This is a genomic window from Acaryochloris sp. IP29b_bin.137 (assembly GCF_028285745.1).
GTDB lineage: Bacteria > Cyanobacteriota > Cyanobacteriia > Thermosynechococcales > Thermosynechococcaceae > Acaryochloris.
Genome location: NZ_JANQOP010000103.1, coordinates 41,683 through 56,752 on the forward strand (window position 1 = coordinate 41,683; position 15,070 = coordinate 56,752).

At 50.2% G+C, this 15,070-nt stretch carries 13 protein-coding genes and 1 riboswitch; of the genes, 6 read left to right on the plus strand and 7 right to left on the minus strand.

Features of this window, described 5'->3' with window-relative positions:
• Positions 1 to 190: 190 nt before the first annotated feature.
• Positions 191 to 1,918 (minus strand): succinate dehydrogenase/fumarate reductase flavoprotein subunit, encoded by a 1,728-nt coding sequence (locus tag Q0991_RS07885; RefSeq protein ID WP_299487193.1) that lies wholly within the window; start codon positions 1,916 to 1,918, stop codon positions 191 to 193.
• A 138-nt stretch (positions 1,919 to 2,056) separates the two neighbouring features.
• A riboswitch (cobalamin riboswitch) is annotated at positions 2,057 to 2,250 on the plus strand.
• A 23-nt stretch (positions 2,251 to 2,273) separates the two neighbouring features.
• Between Q0991_RS07885 and Q0991_RS07890 the strand changes: the two genes are divergently transcribed.
• Positions 2,274 to 2,912 carry a HupE/UreJ family protein gene (locus Q0991_RS07890; RefSeq protein WP_299487104.1) on the plus strand — a complete coding sequence of 213 codons (639 nt, stop codon included), beginning with the start codon at positions 2,274 to 2,276 and terminating at the stop codon, positions 2,910 to 2,912.
• A gap of 28 nt (positions 2,913 to 2,940) precedes the next feature.
• Here Q0991_RS07890 and Q0991_RS07895 read toward each other — a convergent pair whose 3' ends face one another.
• Positions 2,941 to 5,595, minus strand: coding sequence for a pitrilysin family protein (locus tag Q0991_RS07895; RefSeq protein ID WP_299487106.1), 2,655 nt, complete (start codon positions 5,593 to 5,595; stop codon positions 2,941 to 2,943).
• Between the two features lie 276 nt (positions 5,596 to 5,871).
• Between Q0991_RS07895 and Q0991_RS07900 the strand changes: the two genes are divergently transcribed.
• The 3 genes from Q0991_RS07900 (at position 5,872) to Q0991_RS07910 (ending at position 8,879) form a co-directional block, all read left to right on the plus strand.
• Complete coding sequence (locus Q0991_RS07900) at positions 5,872 to 7,491, plus strand: rhomboid family intramembrane serine protease (RefSeq protein ID WP_299487108.1); 1,620 nt, start codon at positions 5,872 to 5,874, stop codon at positions 7,489 to 7,491.
• A 140-nt stretch (positions 7,492 to 7,631) separates the two neighbouring features.
• Positions 7,632 to 8,168: a dihydrofolate reductase family protein gene (locus tag Q0991_RS07905; protein ID WP_299487110.1), complete on the plus strand. Its 537-nt coding sequence runs from the start codon at positions 7,632 to 7,634 to the stop codon at positions 8,166 to 8,168.
• A gap of 216 nt (positions 8,169 to 8,384) precedes the next feature.
• Positions 8,385 to 8,879, plus strand: a complete 495-nt coding sequence (locus Q0991_RS07910) for a pentapeptide repeat-containing protein (protein ID WP_299487112.1) — start codon at positions 8,385 to 8,387, stop codon at positions 8,877 to 8,879.
• A gap of 132 nt (positions 8,880 to 9,011) precedes the next feature.
• Here Q0991_RS07910 and Q0991_RS07915 read toward each other — a convergent pair whose 3' ends face one another.
• Genes Q0991_RS07915 through Q0991_RS07935 form a run of 5 tightly spaced genes read right to left on the minus strand, consistent with a single transcriptional unit; the run spans position 9,012 to position 12,653 of the window.
• Complete coding sequence (locus Q0991_RS07915) at positions 9,012 to 10,001, minus strand: DMT family transporter (RefSeq protein WP_299487114.1); 990 nt, start codon at positions 9,999 to 10,001, stop codon at positions 9,012 to 9,014.
• Entirely contained in the window at positions 10,002 to 10,763 is a 762-nt protein-coding gene (locus Q0991_RS07920) for a hypothetical protein (RefSeq protein ID WP_299487115.1), read from the minus strand.
• A gap of 5 nt (positions 10,764 to 10,768) precedes the next feature.
• Positions 10,769 to 11,830 (minus strand): Rieske 2Fe-2S domain-containing protein, encoded by a 1,062-nt coding sequence (locus Q0991_RS07925; RefSeq protein WP_299487118.1) that lies wholly within the window; start codon positions 11,828 to 11,830, stop codon positions 10,769 to 10,771.
• 23 nt (positions 11,831 to 11,853) lie between these two features.
• Complete coding sequence (locus Q0991_RS07930) at positions 11,854 to 12,375, minus strand: hypothetical protein (protein WP_299487120.1); 522 nt, start codon at positions 12,373 to 12,375, stop codon at positions 11,854 to 11,856.
• Positions 12,375 to 12,653: a hypothetical protein gene (locus Q0991_RS07935; protein WP_299487122.1), complete on the minus strand. Its 279-nt coding sequence runs from the start codon at positions 12,651 to 12,653 to the stop codon at positions 12,375 to 12,377. Before Q0991_RS07935 ends, Q0991_RS07930 begins: the two co-directional genes overlap by 1 nt.
• A 178-nt stretch (positions 12,654 to 12,831) precedes the next feature.
• Between Q0991_RS07935 and Q0991_RS07940 the strand changes: the two genes are divergently transcribed.
• Together Q0991_RS07940 and pntA are read left to right on the plus strand one after the other, a co-directional pair.
• Positions 12,832 to 12,972, plus strand: coding sequence for a hypothetical protein (locus Q0991_RS07940; RefSeq protein ID WP_299487123.1), 141 nt, complete (start codon positions 12,832 to 12,834; stop codon positions 12,970 to 12,972).
• 470 nt (positions 12,973 to 13,442) lie between these two features.
• Entirely contained in the window at positions 13,443 to 15,056 is a 1,614-nt protein-coding gene (gene pntA, locus Q0991_RS07945; RefSeq protein ID WP_299487125.1) for a Re/Si-specific NAD(P)(+) transhydrogenase subunit alpha, read from the plus strand.
• Positions 15,057 to 15,070: the final 14 nt, after the last annotated feature.

The following is a 15,070-nucleotide window of genomic DNA, read 5'->3' on the forward strand; positions in this document are numbered from 1 at the left end:
AGGCATGGTTTCTTGAAAGCCTTAAAAACAGAGAAAATGTGCTCCTTTTTTATCAAAGCAATTGTTGTTGGCGTTAGATCATGGTGATGACGTAAACTAATGCGATCGTTTACGTAGATTTTAAAATTCAATACGTTATTGAGACTAGGTGATTTATAACCTAAAGCCTGAGATGATATGAGTGCGGTACTCAATATTTTCGTTCCTGAGGCTCAAATCGATTGAGATTAACGGGCATATATTGCAGTTCTATCCCGGCTGAAGAGAAATAGGCCAGGGTGTGTTTGAGAAATTGCTGATCATTTCGAGTGGGAAAGTCTTCTCGGGAATGGGCCCCTCGGCTCTCTTGGCGGTGGAGGGCACCCGTCATAATCACTTCACCGACGACCAGTAGATTTCGTAATTCCAGGGCCTCGATAATTTCGGTATTCCAAAGCAGCGCTTTGTCATCCAGGTGAATTTGTTGATACTGCTGCTTCAAGGTTTGGAGTTGCGCTAGGCCCGCTTTAATAATGTCTTCGGTGCGAAACACGCCACAATGCTGGCTAAGACAGTCTTGGACTTGTTGTCGAACATCATAAATGCGTAAGTCACCTGACTGAGCCAGTAGTTCTTTGATCTGCTGTTGGGCCTGCTGGAGATAATGCTGTTCATTCACCCTAGGTAGGAATTGGTTTTGAACATAGGTTGCGATCGCACGCCCCGTCCGCCGACCATACACGACACATTCCAGCAACGAATTGCTGCCTAAACGATTGGCTCCATGGACAGACACGCAGGCACATTCCCCAGCGGCAAAAAAGTTATCCACCAAACCATCCGCACTATTACGAACTTGTCCATCGGTATTAACCGGAATACCGCCCATGGAGTAGTGAGCGGTGGGGCGAACTGGAATCGGTTCGCTGACCGCATCAACCCCTGCCAACCGATGGGCTTCTTCCCAGCAAAAGGGGACGCGACTCATGATTTTGTCTCGTCCCATATGGCGTAAATCCAGGTAAACAAAGGGTCCACCGGCACTGCCATCGGGATGAATACCATGGCCCTGGCGAATTTCCGTGGTGATTGCTCTGGAGGTAATATCCCGCGGGGCCAACTCCATTTTGTTGGGCGCATAGGTCGCCATAAAGCGATCGCCTTCACTATTGATTAGATAAGCGCCTTCGCCGCGAACCGCTTCAGAAATCAAAACCCCTGCCGGGTATAAGCCCGTGGGATGGAACTGGACAAACTCCATATCCTCTAGGGGCAAACCCGCCAGTGCCGTCATCGATAATCCATCGCCCGTGGAGGCAAAGTCATTAGAGGTGGTGTTAAAGACCCGACCATAGCCGCCCGTGGCAAACATCACGGCTTTCGCCCTTAACACCTGCAGCTTACCATCGAGGAGATGGTACATTACCACGCCTTTCGCCCGGTTCTCTTCCAGGATCAGTCGCATCACATACCATTCGTCGTAGATGGTGATGCCGTAGCGGCGGATATTGTTATATAGCTCGTGGAGAATGGCATGGCCGGTTTTATCGGCGGCGTAACAGGTGCGGTTATGGCTATGACCGCCAAAGGCCCGTTGAGCAATCCGACCGTCCTCCAGTCGAGAGAACAAAACGCCTAGATGCTCGAGATCAATCACGACTTCAGGGGCTTCTTGGGTCAACAGGGCCACGGCATCTTGATCGGCGAGGTAATCGGAGCCTTTAACGGTATCGAAGGCATGGGCCTCCCAACTGTCCTGGTCATCCACATTCTTAAGAGTGGCGGCAATCCCACCCTGGGCAGCAACGGAGTGGGACCGAATGGGATGGGTTTTGGCAATCATTGCCATATTCAGCTCAGGTGCCTGGCGAGCAATTTCTAGTGCAGCTCGACACCCGGCCAAACCACCCCCAACGATTACAACATCATGCTCTAACATGGCCGTTTCTTTACCGCTTTGAATACGTTCCAAATCTATCGCACATATTCTTTATGAATCCTTAGCTACAGGGTTTTGTAATAGTGCTATACTCTGCTCACAATCAATGATTTGGAGCGCTATTTGCTGCCAATCAAGTTGCTTTTGGGGCTTGTCAATACAGATTTGCATCTCAGCAACTGGGGAAAGTTCGGTGAAATGCCGTCGCTGTCCCGCAACTGTAAGTTGTTTATGCATCCTAGCGACCCGATGTCGCTTAACAGGCGAGCTATCACCTGCACAAAGGTTGCTAAACAGTAAGCCAGAATACCCTTGATTGCATTCTTTTCGCCAATATATCTGCGAGGTACAGATTGTGAATAAGATATTGCGCTCGTTGCGATCGCTCGATAGAAGCACTCGATTATCGCAGCGTCTACTGCCCTTGTTGTTGCTAGGAATTGTGCTGGTTCCGGTGAGTGCTCAGGCCCATTTTGAGGGCAGTCACTCTTTGGGGTTCTTTCATGGATTGGCCCATCCGATCAGTGGAGTAGATCACCTGGCTGCCATGGTGGCGGTGGGATTATGGGCAACTCAACTCGGTCGTCGGGCATTCTGGGCTGTCCCCCTGACCTTTGTCGCGGTCATGATTCTAGGTGGCTTGATGGGCACCACGGGGTTCACCATTCCGTTTATTGAGCAAGGCATTGCCTATTCGGTCCTCATGCTAGGAGCCTTGATTACAGCAGCAATTTGCCTGCCTCTGAGTCAGAGTGCTGGAATTGTGGCTTTATTTGCTCTGTACCATGGTTATGCCCACGGTGCAGAAATGCCAGCCTCGGCCTCTGGTCTATCCTATGGATTGGGATTTGTGGTGACGACTGCACTACTCCATTTAAGTGGCATTGGGCTGGGCCTTGTTTGCCAGCAGGTGTTTCAACGCCATGCTCGTCTCGCTCAACTATTTATGGGTGGGCTTGTGACTAGCGTGGGTGTTTATCTTTGTGTGGCCTAGGGCTACGGCATTAGCAGGGACTGGCCGCTTACTCCACTGGACCCACAGACACAATCACAACGCGCTCAGGGTGAATAAACGCCTGAATCGCTTGATCGACCTCGGCCATGTTTACTGCCGCAATATGGTGAGGAAGTTGTTGAATGTCTTCGAGGGGTAAACCGAGAACTTCATTCATCAGTAATCGTTGAGCCAAATGATCGGGATCCGCCAGGTCTACTGGGTAGCTGTTGAGGATGGATCGCTGAGCGGTTTCTAGCTCGAATGGAGTAATCCCCTCAGCCTTCACTTGTTTAAGTAGGGCAAGGGTACTGGAAATGGCGGTCTGGGTATCTTCGGGTGCGGTCTGCATTTGCACTGCAAAGGGACCCGCATGAATGCCGGCAGCGAAATAGCTATAGATTCCGTAGGTGAGTCCTTTGCGATCGCGAATTTCAGTTCCTAATCGACTGGATAGCGTATCGCCCCCAATAATCTGGTTAAGCAGCATGGCTGCGTAGTATAGGGGATGGTGGCGCTCAATCCCGGGATAGCCCATATAAGTCACTACTTGTGTCTTACCCGGCAGAGCTTGGTTAACCCGTTGAATCGTCGGGGGAAGCTGAGGTTCAGAAAAATCTAATGGAAGGGCAGATCGGGGATTTTGCCATTGTCCGAGGGTGCGGGAGAGGTGCGATCTCACCTCCGCTACCTTAAAATCCCCCACCAAAGTCAGAATCATATTGTCAGGACGATAGTGCTGCTCATAGAATCGCAGAATCCCTTCTTGACTGATGTTTTTCAGGCTGTTTGCAGTCGGAAAGCCATGAAAGGGATGGTCTTGAGCATAAATTTTTTGCTGAAAGGTTCGTCGGGCCAAGGCACCGGGATCATCTAGCTCGAGCTGCAAATGGGTAAGCATACGCTGGCGAGATAAGTCCAACTGCTGTTGGGGAAAGGTCGCGTTCTGCAAGACATCGGCCAAGGTCTCCAACACAATCGGTAAGTCAGGAGACAAGGCATATCCAGACACATCAACCCCTTCTCGCAGTGATAGAAAATCTAAACTGGCCCCGCGATCTTCTAGGGTTTTGGCAATCGCTAGATCATCTTTGTCAGTGGTACCACTCATCAGGTTATCTGCTGTCAGGCTGGCAACCCCACCCAAGGTCAGGTAATCCCATTCATTGCCCGCGCCAATATAACCACTCAGAGTCACGGTAGGCGTACTGTGATCAGCCAGCAACAGCACCGTTAATCCGTTCTCTAGGACCCACCGCTCTGGCAAAGACTGCATATCAGAGGGGGCTGAAGCGGCTAAGTTCGGCAGATAGTTAGCTACCTCAACCGGATCGACGGGTTCACTCGGGGTGAAATTCTCTGCGGTTTGGGTTGCAGGTAGACCAGCAGCCATGGGTGGTCCCTCGAGTTGAGTCGGCTCAAAAAAACCAACCGTTTTTTGCGTAGGGGTGAGATAGGTCTGAGCCACTCGCTGTACATCGGCAGGGGTTACCGCTTCAATGCCCCTGAGGTAGCGATCGCTAAAGCAGTAATCGTTCGTGACAATTTGGTTATAGGCCAACTGACTGGCCTGATTCTCAATTTCCCGATTACTCAGAATAAAGCCAGCTTTGACTTGCGTTTTGGCCCGTTCCAGCTCTTCAAGGGTAATCGTCTGACGGCGAAGCTGCTCCAGGGTTGACTCCACTACCTGATCTATCTCAGTAAGTTGGCCCGTTGCTGCCGTCACCGAAATGTTATACCATCCCCCATCCATCAGCGAGGCCACATAGGCATGGGCATGGGTGGCTAAACCGGACTCAATTAAGGCTGGATAAAACCGTGAGTTCCGCCCAGCAGACAGAATTGAATCCAAAATTTCTAAGGCAGGAATATCAGGATGTTGGGCATCGGGGATCGGATATACCGCATCCAGCAAGGGGGCACTGCCAGGCTCTTTCAGCACAATTGGCGGGGCCGGGCGGGCTTTAGGATCCATCGGCAACGGTGTAGGGGCCGTATTAACAGGACTACTCGGAATCTGACCAAAGTGGGTCTGAATTTGCTCTAAAACGATGCGATGGTCAAAATCTCCCGTAATGACTAACGTGACATTGCTGGGCTGATAATACGTCTGGTAGTACTCCTGCACTTGATCTAGGGTCAATTGTTCTACATCCGCCTTATTCCCTCCGACAGGTACCCCATAGTGAGAATTCGGAAACGCCTGTTGCATCACGGCCTTGCTGAGGCGATAGTCAGGGCTATTTTCATAGCCCTGCAGCTCCGACACCACAACTCGTTTTTCGCTGTCCAGATTCTGCGGCGTCAGAGCCATATTCTGCATGCGATCGGCTTCTAGAATCAGTAAGGCTTCTAATTTGTCACTGCCAACGGTCCCGTAATAGGCCGTCATATCGTAGCTGGTAAATGCATTAGAGGCACTGCCTAAAGCACTAAAGAGCTTGCCAAATTGAATGGGGCGGGATTGCGTGCCCTTAAACATCAAATGTTCTAGCTGGTGAGTAATGCCGTTCAGTCCGGAGGTTTCGTTGCGGGAACCGACCCGGTACCACACTTGCACACTGACAACGGGGGCGGTATGGACTTCCTTCAGCAAGAGCGTTAAGCCATTATTGAGGGTTGTTTTGCTGACACCTTTGGTCAACACATTTTGTAAATCAGAAGTACTGGAGGTCGTCACGTTGTTCGTCATCAAATGGGCCAACAGAGGATAAACCAGGAAAAACAATAATCTACATTCTTCAGATCTTAAGTATCGCTCACTTCCAGCGCAGTTGTTCGCAGGATGCGATAGCCTCCGACCGAGCTATGTCTGACAGACAGTAAGCAATAGTCATTCCCTTTCCGTGGCCTTTCTTTGGCAGCCTTCCCCCAAAGGGAATTATCATGGCTAGAGCATTAAACCGTTGAACTGAGAGGCATCCATGACCATCAAGTCTGGATCTAAGGATCGGTGATGAACTTAAATCAACTGCTGATGTGGATGGTCTATGTATCCAGCATTAGCCTTCTGATCATCGGCTTTAAACGAGGGAAGACTGCCAGAGGTTGGCGCTTTGTAGCGGTATTTCTCATCGGATTAACCTTCTTACTCCAGCGGGTCTTGCCGAATCATGGGGGGGTAATCAGTGGGGCAATTTGGTTTCTAATCGTGTTAATCCCTCAGCGGGGTGCGGTTCGCATCAATCAACTCACCTGGCAACAGCATTTTCGAGCGGCTCGACGATGGGCTCAAGTCCTGCGGCTGCTGCATCCGATGGATAGTTTTTGGCAATGGCCGCGCTATCTTCAAGCCATGGAGTTGGCCCAGATGGGTCAACTCGCTGAAGCTGAGGCACACCTGATCCCTGTCAACTCATCCGCCTCCCTTATGGGGGTGGTCGCGCGCTGCCAACTCTTTCGTTTTCGGGGAGACTGGCAGGCCATGTTGGACTGGATGACCCAAGAGATTCCCAAGGAAACAGTCATGAGTAGTGGCTCACTCATGACCACCTACCTGATGGCCTTGGGAGAAACCCATCGCCTCAATGAAATGATTGCGGAATTAGAGCGGTTCCAGCCCCAAGTGGCCAATGCGACTATCAAACATTATTGGGATTTCAGCCGTCTCATTGTGTTTGCATTCTGTGGTCAGCCAGAGCTGGTTGCGCGGCTACTCCAAGGTCCCCTGGCTAAAATCGCGGACTCAGCTCAACTGTTTTGGGGATCGACCGCTGTGATGGCCGCGGGAGAACCAGAGGTCGCTCAAAAAGAGTTCGATCAGCTGATTGCGAGTGGCAATGGTTTATACGCTAATACCTTGCGACAGCGTACCCCCCAAGCCGACATTAACGATCCGTTAAACGATGATTCACGCCACCAGCTAAAAATGTGGGGAGATGCCTTATTCTCCGAATTACAGGATCGTGAACGGCAGCAAGGTAAGATAGGGCGCTCACCGATCACTTTGGGCTTAATTGCGATTAATCTTGCCTTTTTTATTGCCGAAATTATTCTCGGAAGTAGTGCCAATGAGCTTAATTTTGGGACTGATACTGTGGCCTTATATACCCTGGGAGCTCTCATTCCTGCAGAAGTCGTTGCAGGAGAGTGGTGGCGACTTTTAGCAGCCGCTTTTCTTCACTTTGGCCCTTTGCATCTGAGCCTTAATATGTTTGGGTTAGCCCTGCTCGGTCCATTTGTGGAAAAAATGCTGGGAACCTGGCGGTTTTTGGTCTCTTATTTGACCACTGCGATGGGGTCCATGCTGGCATTAACGCTATTGACCATCACCCATATTTTTGTCACTCCTGCGGCCGTAGGGGCCTCTGGCGCAATTATGGGGGTGATCGGAACTGAAGCTGCGATCCAAATCCGCATCTTGCGCCAGCATTCATCAAAAATGGCAGCGACCCGATTACGATTGATTGGTCTATTTGTCGTGCTTCAGACGATCTTCGACGTGATGACGCCCCAAGTTAGCTTTATGGGCCATGTATCGGGTTTAGTCATTGGGTTTGGGATGGGATGTCTATTGAAGTTGCAAAATCAGGCATCTATGTCCCGGCCAATTGCGCTACATGCTCCAAAATCTTAGTTGTTTCTCAATGACAGTACCCGCAGTGAAAGAGTGATTTCTATCCATTTCTGGCTGATTATCATGTTTTGCTGCATCGGCTTGCCGAGATTCACTATCAATGTCTAGATTCAAAAGACTAGGGTATGACGAGGTGATTTATGCGGAAGCTGAAATACTACATTGCATCGACAGTGGATGGTTTTATTGCCCATCAAGATGGTTCCTTGGATGGTTTTTTGATGACAGGGGACCATGTCTCTGATTATTTAGCTGCTTTAAAACAATTTGATGCGGTGTTGATGGGGCGAAAGACTTATGAAGTGGGTGTCAAAGAGGGCGTAACCAATCCATACCCCCATATGCAGCAATTTGTGATTTCTCGAACATTGCAAACTAGCCCAGATGAATCAATCACCGTCGTTTCAGATGGACTGGAGACCCTAGTCCGAGATCTGAAAGCCAGAACGGGTCAAGATATCTACCTCTGTGGAGGTGGACAATTGGCAACAACACTTCTGGCTGCCCAACTCATTGATGACATTATTCTCAAAGTCAATCCGGTTCTGTTTGGTACGGGTATTCCTTTGTTTGCAGGGTCTCAGCTGTCCATCCCCACCACTCGTTTGCAGCTATCGGACCACACTATCTATAGCAATGGTTTAGTGTTGTTGCTCTATACAGTCCTCTACGACTAATAGAGATAAAAGGTCCCTCCTTAATGGAGTTCAGCATGAATGCTGCTGCCTGGACTTCTTAGTCTCAGGCTTTTATGTTCTTTGTAAGGTTGGCGCTAAGACCGAAATTTATTTGTGAGGATGTGCCAAAGGGGCCAATTTGTATTAAGTTTTGTCAAAGGGGTCTTATGACTCTCGCTTTGCTTTAGAAATCGTATTTAGACATTTAGAGAAGATATGTTCCGGATTCGCACCGTTATTTTATGTACGTTGTTAGTTTTATTCTTATTACTGCCTTTACCCGTACATGCAGCAAGTTCTGCTGCGACCCGTGCCATTGATGATGCCGATATCGCCACCCAAGATTTTTCCGGCCAAAATTTACGAGAAGCCGAGTTTAGTAGTAATCAATTAGCAGGGGCTAATTTTCGTGAGGCGGATTTGACGGCTGTTGTATTCAATGGGGTCGACCTTACGGGGGCCAATTTCCAAAATGTCGATATGACGGGCGGCATGGCCTATCTCAGCAGCTTTGCGGAAGCCGATCTCAGCGGGGCCATTTTGACGGAGGCGATGCTGTTACAGTCCAGCCTTCGCGATGCCAAGGTAACAGATGCCGACTTTAGTTTTGCGGTCATTGATAAGGATCAAGTCAAAATCTTGTGTGAAACGGCCAGTGGTGTTAATCCAGTCACAGGGGTGGATACGCGCGATTCTTTGGGCTGTCCTTAACTGAGAAAATTTGCGTTCCTTGCTGTCTGGTCTCTCTCGACACAGGCAGTAAGGACTAGAACTACCCGTGAGAAGAACTGTATTTCTGTTAGAACCTTTGATGCAATAGTGCTTGCGGATATTGCTCGAACCTTAAGACGTAGACATGCAGCTTTCAGCCCCGTCGGCCATCTCGTTCGTTTCCATCGGGCGCGAAGACTGCCGATTAAAGCTCGTCACGCAAATCCCAGCCATAATCACCAGAAACGCCAAGAACTGAGCCATGGAAGGCCGTTCACCATTGAGCAAAAAGGCATAGGTCACCCCAAATACGGGGGATAAAGCCGTCCATTTACCCACCGTTTGCGAACTCAACTGTTCCAGGGCGGCGTACCACAGAAACTGCGCCAAGACGATAATAATCAACGCATAGATGACCATCACCATCCAGAGCTGCCCTGCCAGTACATCTGTAAAATGCTCCGGGCCAAACACCAGATTGGCAATGATAAAAAAGATAATGGACGAGATGAAATTACGGCTAAATACAACCATGCGTAAATTCGTCTGTTTAGAGAGCATCAGCTTCCCTAAGGTAGAGCTGGCCGCATACACAACCGCCGATAGCAAAATCAATAGATCTCCCTGATTGATCTGAAAGTTGCTGGTCTTGAGGACAATCCCCAATACCCCGGCAATGATCAGGGAAAACCCAAGCCATTCAAATCGCTGGATTTTACGGCCTAGAATCAGCGTGCCAATCAAGGCATAAATTACTGGGCCTAAACGGCTTAAAAGCACAGCATTGGTGACCGATGTATAGGCTAGACCCACAAAGATTAAAGAAGACAGGAGCGCCGCCAAGCAGCCATTGAGAAACAGTCCGACCTTAATCCGTCGATCCAAACGCTGCCAATCTTGCCAAATTGCTCGCCAGCCAAACCAGGTACCCACTGCGATCGCAGCACATAAATTCCCCACAAATAGAACATTACAGAAGGAGATAGGCGTCTGGGTTCCCCCACTCAGAAGCATGGCATTGGTGACTAGAAACGCAATCAGCGAAGGCCGCAAAGCCGCTAATGCTCTGGAAATAACCAAGGCCAGCTTGGGATTAATCGCGGAGAAGGACAGTTGGGGCATTTACAGCAGCTGATAGGTGGCTGGATCCGCTTTGAGGACAAAGGTATCCGCATATTGAATCACTTCTCCGGTAATTTGAACCGGATCCGCGACCAAGTCCAGAACCTTTGCATTCACCGCTGTCCCGTCTAGATCTGACAGCAAGAAATAGAGCTTGTCCCCCGCCTGATTATGAACCACAAACACAGGCGGTACGCCACCGGCGATGCAGCGAATCGCACAGGAACGATGGGTTTTAGTCCGTCCTGGCTTCATCACGCCGGGATAGCATTTGCCATCTACGATTTCTCCTTTGAGGGAAAACTCGCCTAATGAGCTGCTGGCCGGTTGGGTCGGTCCCGCCGTCGGCGCTGCCATCGGTTCCGCAGATTTGGTGGCAATCACCGTTAAGTGGTTGCGGTGGAAGGGTGTGCCTTTAAGTTTGACCCATTTATCCACATGCTCCAGCACCTTGGGTTTAGGGGAGGTTTTGCCCGGTCCTGATAAAAGGTAGAGGGAAAAGTCGCTGCCAGTGCCCACGTCTCCCGTTCTGGGCACGAGGAGATGGGGGGAGGGTTGGCCCACCAGCAGTCCTTCAAACTCTGGGACTTTCGTCCGTTTGCCTAAATTAGACTGATCAAAATGTAGGGGCGGCAGAATAGAGGCAAAGGCTAGAGCAGCCAGCACGAGGACAGGAATAAACCCCAACAAAAACCGTTTTAAGTGGGGGGGCACTCCTAGATAGCCAATAAAAAATTCATCCTGGGAATCGAGGCGACTCATGATCGTTACACTTGACCGATAACAGCAGGGACAACAGGCGTGCCAGGGAGATTGGGGGTTGCACTGACCAGAATCTGATCACCCTGGAGCTTGACATTAAAGGTGGGAATTTTTTCCGTAAACGGTGGTGGAGAGATGCCGCTGTCGGGCAGATACTGATAACCATGCCAGGGACAGGTAATACAACCATCCACGATTTTGCCTTCTCCCAAGGGACCATTTTGATGTTGACAAACATTAGAAATGGCCGAGATCTGACCGTCATACTTGAAGATGGCCACCCGTTCCCCAGCGATGACTGCGATTTTGGCCCTGTTCTCAGGAATGTCATGGACACTGCCCACATTGACATAGCCATCGGCATCCACTTGGGGCTGCGCAGGCGTTCCAAACAGGGGCGCACCGTCTTTTTTCGCTTCTCGAAGCGCAGTGATCAGGTGCAGCCCCACAATCCACACAAATCCCACGCCAACAGCCAGGGTCAGGAACGGATGGGTGTTGGTTTCCAACGCCCCTAGGACCACATGACCGACCAATAAGCCGTAAGCCAAATAGACGCCCATATGCAGGGCTTTCCAAACCGGAGCCGTTAGATTAGTGAGCCAAAAGTCATGGCTGGTCGCCGCCATCAAGAATAAGATAACGAGGGCCACCCCTCCCAGGGCTTCAAAGGGAAAACGGATAAAGTCTGCATAGTGGGTGTTGCTAACAAACAGACTCACAATGGGTTCGAGGTTGCCAAAGTCGTGATACCAGGCCAAGGCATCCCGGGCATGGAGCAGGGCCAGAATAAACATAGTGACGCCCATATGTCGCCGATTGTAGAGCAGCGGCAAGAACTTTGGGCTCAGACGACTAAGGGGACCAATGGAAAGAATCACGTGCAGCAGGATAAAGGCGGCAGAGCCAAAGGCCCGAATCCAAATCCCTTTAATATCTAAATCACTACTCAATTGGAGGCTCATGCCTTCAAAGAAAAAGAGATAGAAAACGACAGTGGTCAGCAAAATAAGGTCGTAAACGAACTTTTGCCGATTCCACTGCACTGCTTTATATGCAACGCCCACAGATGAATTCCTCTCAGAATGGATTAGGGTTTGGGTTGGGTTAAATCAGGATCTAGGGGAAAGGCAGAGATGATTTCTTGGGTTGCTTGGCTAAACAGCAGCAGGTGTCCCGTTTGTCCCTGCATGGCAGTGGGGATGGCAAATTGACGATTCGACGCCCCCGACAATGCCCCCAATAAGATCGACGTCTCGCTGAGGGCTTCGGGGGGCGTGTCTCCCTGCTGCCAGTAGACGAGCAAATCGGGTTGCTGTAAATCCGTCTGGGGCTGAAGATTGAGAAAGGGATCGCCGCCCGCTTTGGCAAATACCTTTTCTGCCCGGAGCTGAATTTGATCCTGTTTGATCAGGTTGGGTTTACGCCATACCTCCTGGTTCTCCCAAGTGAAGGAGGGGGCAAATCCCGCTCGTTGAAATAAGGCGTCCGCTGAAGCATCCACTGGCGCGAAGGTTGGTCGCCAGACTAATCCGGCGATGAAGCAAAGGGGCAGCACAATCGCCAGAACCACAAACGAGTAGAGGTGAACCTGACGGCGAGAAATGACCATTATTGGGCTCCTGTGCTTTGCTTGGCGGCGATTCGATGGGCATTTTTTTCGGTGGGATGGCCTTTGCCCCGCAATAGCCGAATTGCAAACATCGGCCAAAACGCAACTACCCCCGGAATAATCAGAACTCGAAAGCCAATGGCCCAGCCCTGGGCACCCGAATCCACGCGTTTGACTAAGAAGGTGACGAACAGAAGGGCGAAAATCAAACCTGCGATCGCATAGGCTCGTACCAGATTAATCACCCACTCAACCACGGAAATAGGGATGCTATCCATAGACTGTCAACCTTCTTGAAGTTACAGAGGCCAGTGTTGATAGGTATGAGAATACCAGTCCAGTCGTCCTCTGGTAAATATTCCAGTGCACCCCATTCCAATCCCCTAAAACTTGAGTGATCTTAAGGGTGTTGCTAGAGATAGATGGGGGCAGCCTTACAAATCCCAAGAAGGCACAATGTTCACTGAACTGGCTCGCCTGCAGGCTTTAACAGAGCGATCTCATATCGGTTGCTTCACCCATTGGATACTGGAATATGCCCGGACACCCCATCTATTCAGAACTGGAAAGCGGCTCCAGGAAGGTAACGATACTTGATGCCCAGTAGAGTGTGTCGGCAGATGTGGGTCAATCTAAATAGCAGTGTCAACTCTCAGCGACACAACACTCTACAAAGCAGATCAAAGAATTTATAAGACAAGTTAAAGAATGTCGCCCAAATTTGGGGATCAAGATTAGGATGCGATTAACCTGTCCATTTTGTAGGTGAGCAAATCTAAATCAATTCGCATTCAGTTGAGTGGTGCCCGCCCATTCCTTAGCGAACCGTTTATTGTTAACGTCTTACATCCGTTTCACCTTCCGATCCGTCTCCTGTCGCCGTCTATTGCTGTAGTGATTGTCCTGTCTCCGTGCTCAGCAATTTGAGGACCTTGATCATTGTCGTGAGCCGTTAAACATCAACCATTTTTGAAAATTTTATATTCTACGCCTCTCAGTCCTTAAGGAGGTTAGACGCACCTTAGTTTTTTGTTTCTGTTGAAGACTTACCACCGCAAGGAGCATTCATGACAGTTGCCGATAAGACATTAGCGAACGCTGATAGCCCCAAATCCCAAACAGGTCTCAAGATCGGTATCCCCAAAGAAGTTTTTCCAGGAGAACGCCGGGTTGCTGCTACTCCTGATACCGCCAAAACCCTCCAAAAAATGGGATTTGAGGTACTGGTTGAATCTAAAGCAGGCGCTGAAGCCACCTTTTCTGATCAAGTGTATGAGCAGGCTGGATGCCAAGTGGTATCCGATGCTGCTCAACTCTGGGAGGCTGCCGATATTATTCTTAAGGTGCGGGCACCCCAGATGCACCCCACCCTCAACTGTCATGAGTCTGAACTGCTACACGAAGCCAAAACCCTAATCAGCTTTATCTGGCCTGCCCAAAACGAAGACTTACTCAAGCAGTTGGCTGAGCGAAAGGCCAATGTCCTGGCGATGGATGCGATCCCTCGAATTAGCCGCGCCCAGAAAATGGATGCCCTTAGCTCCATGGCTAATATTGCGGGTTATCGAGCAGTAGTGGAATCGGCCAATAACTTTGGTCGCTTTTTTACCGGACAAATCACTGCTGCGGGTAAAGTACCGCCTGCAAAGGTATTGGTGATTGGGGCTGGCGTTGCGGGTCTTGCCGCCATTGGTGCCGCTCGAGGCTTGGGTGCCGTAGTTCGCGCTTTCGACACTCGCCCTGTTGTCAAAGAACAGGTGCAAAGTATGGGGGCTGAATTCCTAGAATTGGAATTTGAAGAAGATGGCACCGGAGCGGGGGGCTATGCCAAAACCATGAGCCCTGAATTTATTGCTGCTGAAATGGCGCTGTTCGCTGAGCAAGCCCAAGAAGTCGATATCATCATCACCACTGCTTTGATCCCAGGTAAAAAAGCGCCGTTGCTGATTACCAAGGATATGGTAGAGAGCATGAAGGAAGGCTCTGTGGTGGTGGATATGGCTGCGGAGCAGGGGGGTAACTGTGAAGTAACCCGACCGAACGAAGTCTATCAACACCATGGCGTCACGATTGTCGGGTTGACGGACTTACCTAGCCGGATGGCGAACCAATCCAGCCAGCTTTATGGCAATAACCTCTGCCATTTGCTCAAGGATATGGGCGGAGCGGAAGACTACAAAATTGACTTTGAAGATGAAGTGGTGCGCGGCGCTACGGTTCTGCAAGAGGGCAAAATTACCTGGCCTCCCCCCCAAGTTAGCCAACCTTCTCCTCCTAAGCCTACTGCTGAGGCTAAGAAGCCGGTCATGCCGGCTGAGCCAGAGGTGAAAGAGAAATCAGTCATTGGTCAGTGGCTTCCGCTCATTGCAGTGGGCGCAGCCTTGTTTGGGATTGGCTTAACCGCGCCTCCTTCATTTTTGACCCACTTCACCGTGTTTGTGTTGGCTTGTTTCGTGGGTTGGCAGGTGATTTGGAATGTCGCCCCCGCCTTGCATACACCTCTGATGAGTGTCACTAATGCGATTAGCGGCATCATCATTCTGGGTGGCATGCTGCAAATCTCCGGTCCATTGGGTTCGCCGACGACCATACTGGGTGCGATCGCAATTCTGGTTGGCACGATCAATATTGCTGGTGGATTTCTCGTCACCCAACGGATGCTGCAAATGTTCCGTAAATAATGTCTCAGCTCATG

Coding starts and splice junctions, on each gene's coding strand:
- Q0991_RS07885 (WP_299487193.1), bottom strand. CDS start 1,918: ATGTTAGAGCATGATGTTGTAATCGTTGGGGGTGGTTTGGCCGGGTGT.
- Q0991_RS07900 (WP_299487108.1), top strand. CDS start 5,872: ATGAACTTAAATCAACTGCTGATGTGGATGGTCTATGTATCCAGCATT.
- Q0991_RS07905 (WP_299487110.1), top strand. CDS start 7,632: ATGCGGAAGCTGAAATACTACATTGCATCGACAGTGGATGGTTTTATT.
- Q0991_RS07910 (WP_299487112.1), top strand. CDS start 8,385: ATGTTCCGGATTCGCACCGTTATTTTATGTACGTTGTTAGTTTTATTC.
- Q0991_RS07915 (WP_299487114.1), bottom strand. CDS start 10,001: ATGCCCCAACTGTCCTTCTCCGCGATTAATCCCAAGCTGGCCTTGGTT.
- Q0991_RS07920 (WP_299487115.1), bottom strand. CDS start 10,763: ATGAGTCGCCTCGATTCCCAGGATGAATTTTTTATTGGCTATCTAGGA.
- Q0991_RS07930 (WP_299487120.1), bottom strand. CDS start 12,375: ATGGTCATTTCTCGCCGTCAGGTTCACCTCTACTCGTTTGTGGTTCTG.
- Q0991_RS07935 (WP_299487122.1), bottom strand. CDS start 12,653: ATGGATAGCATCCCTATTTCCGTGGTTGAGTGGGTGATTAATCTGGTA.
- Q0991_RS07940 (WP_299487123.1), top strand. CDS start 12,832: ATGTTCACTGAACTGGCTCGCCTGCAGGCTTTAACAGAGCGATCTCAT.
- pntA (WP_299487125.1), top strand. CDS start 13,443: ATGACAGTTGCCGATAAGACATTAGCGAACGCTGATAGCCCCAAATCC.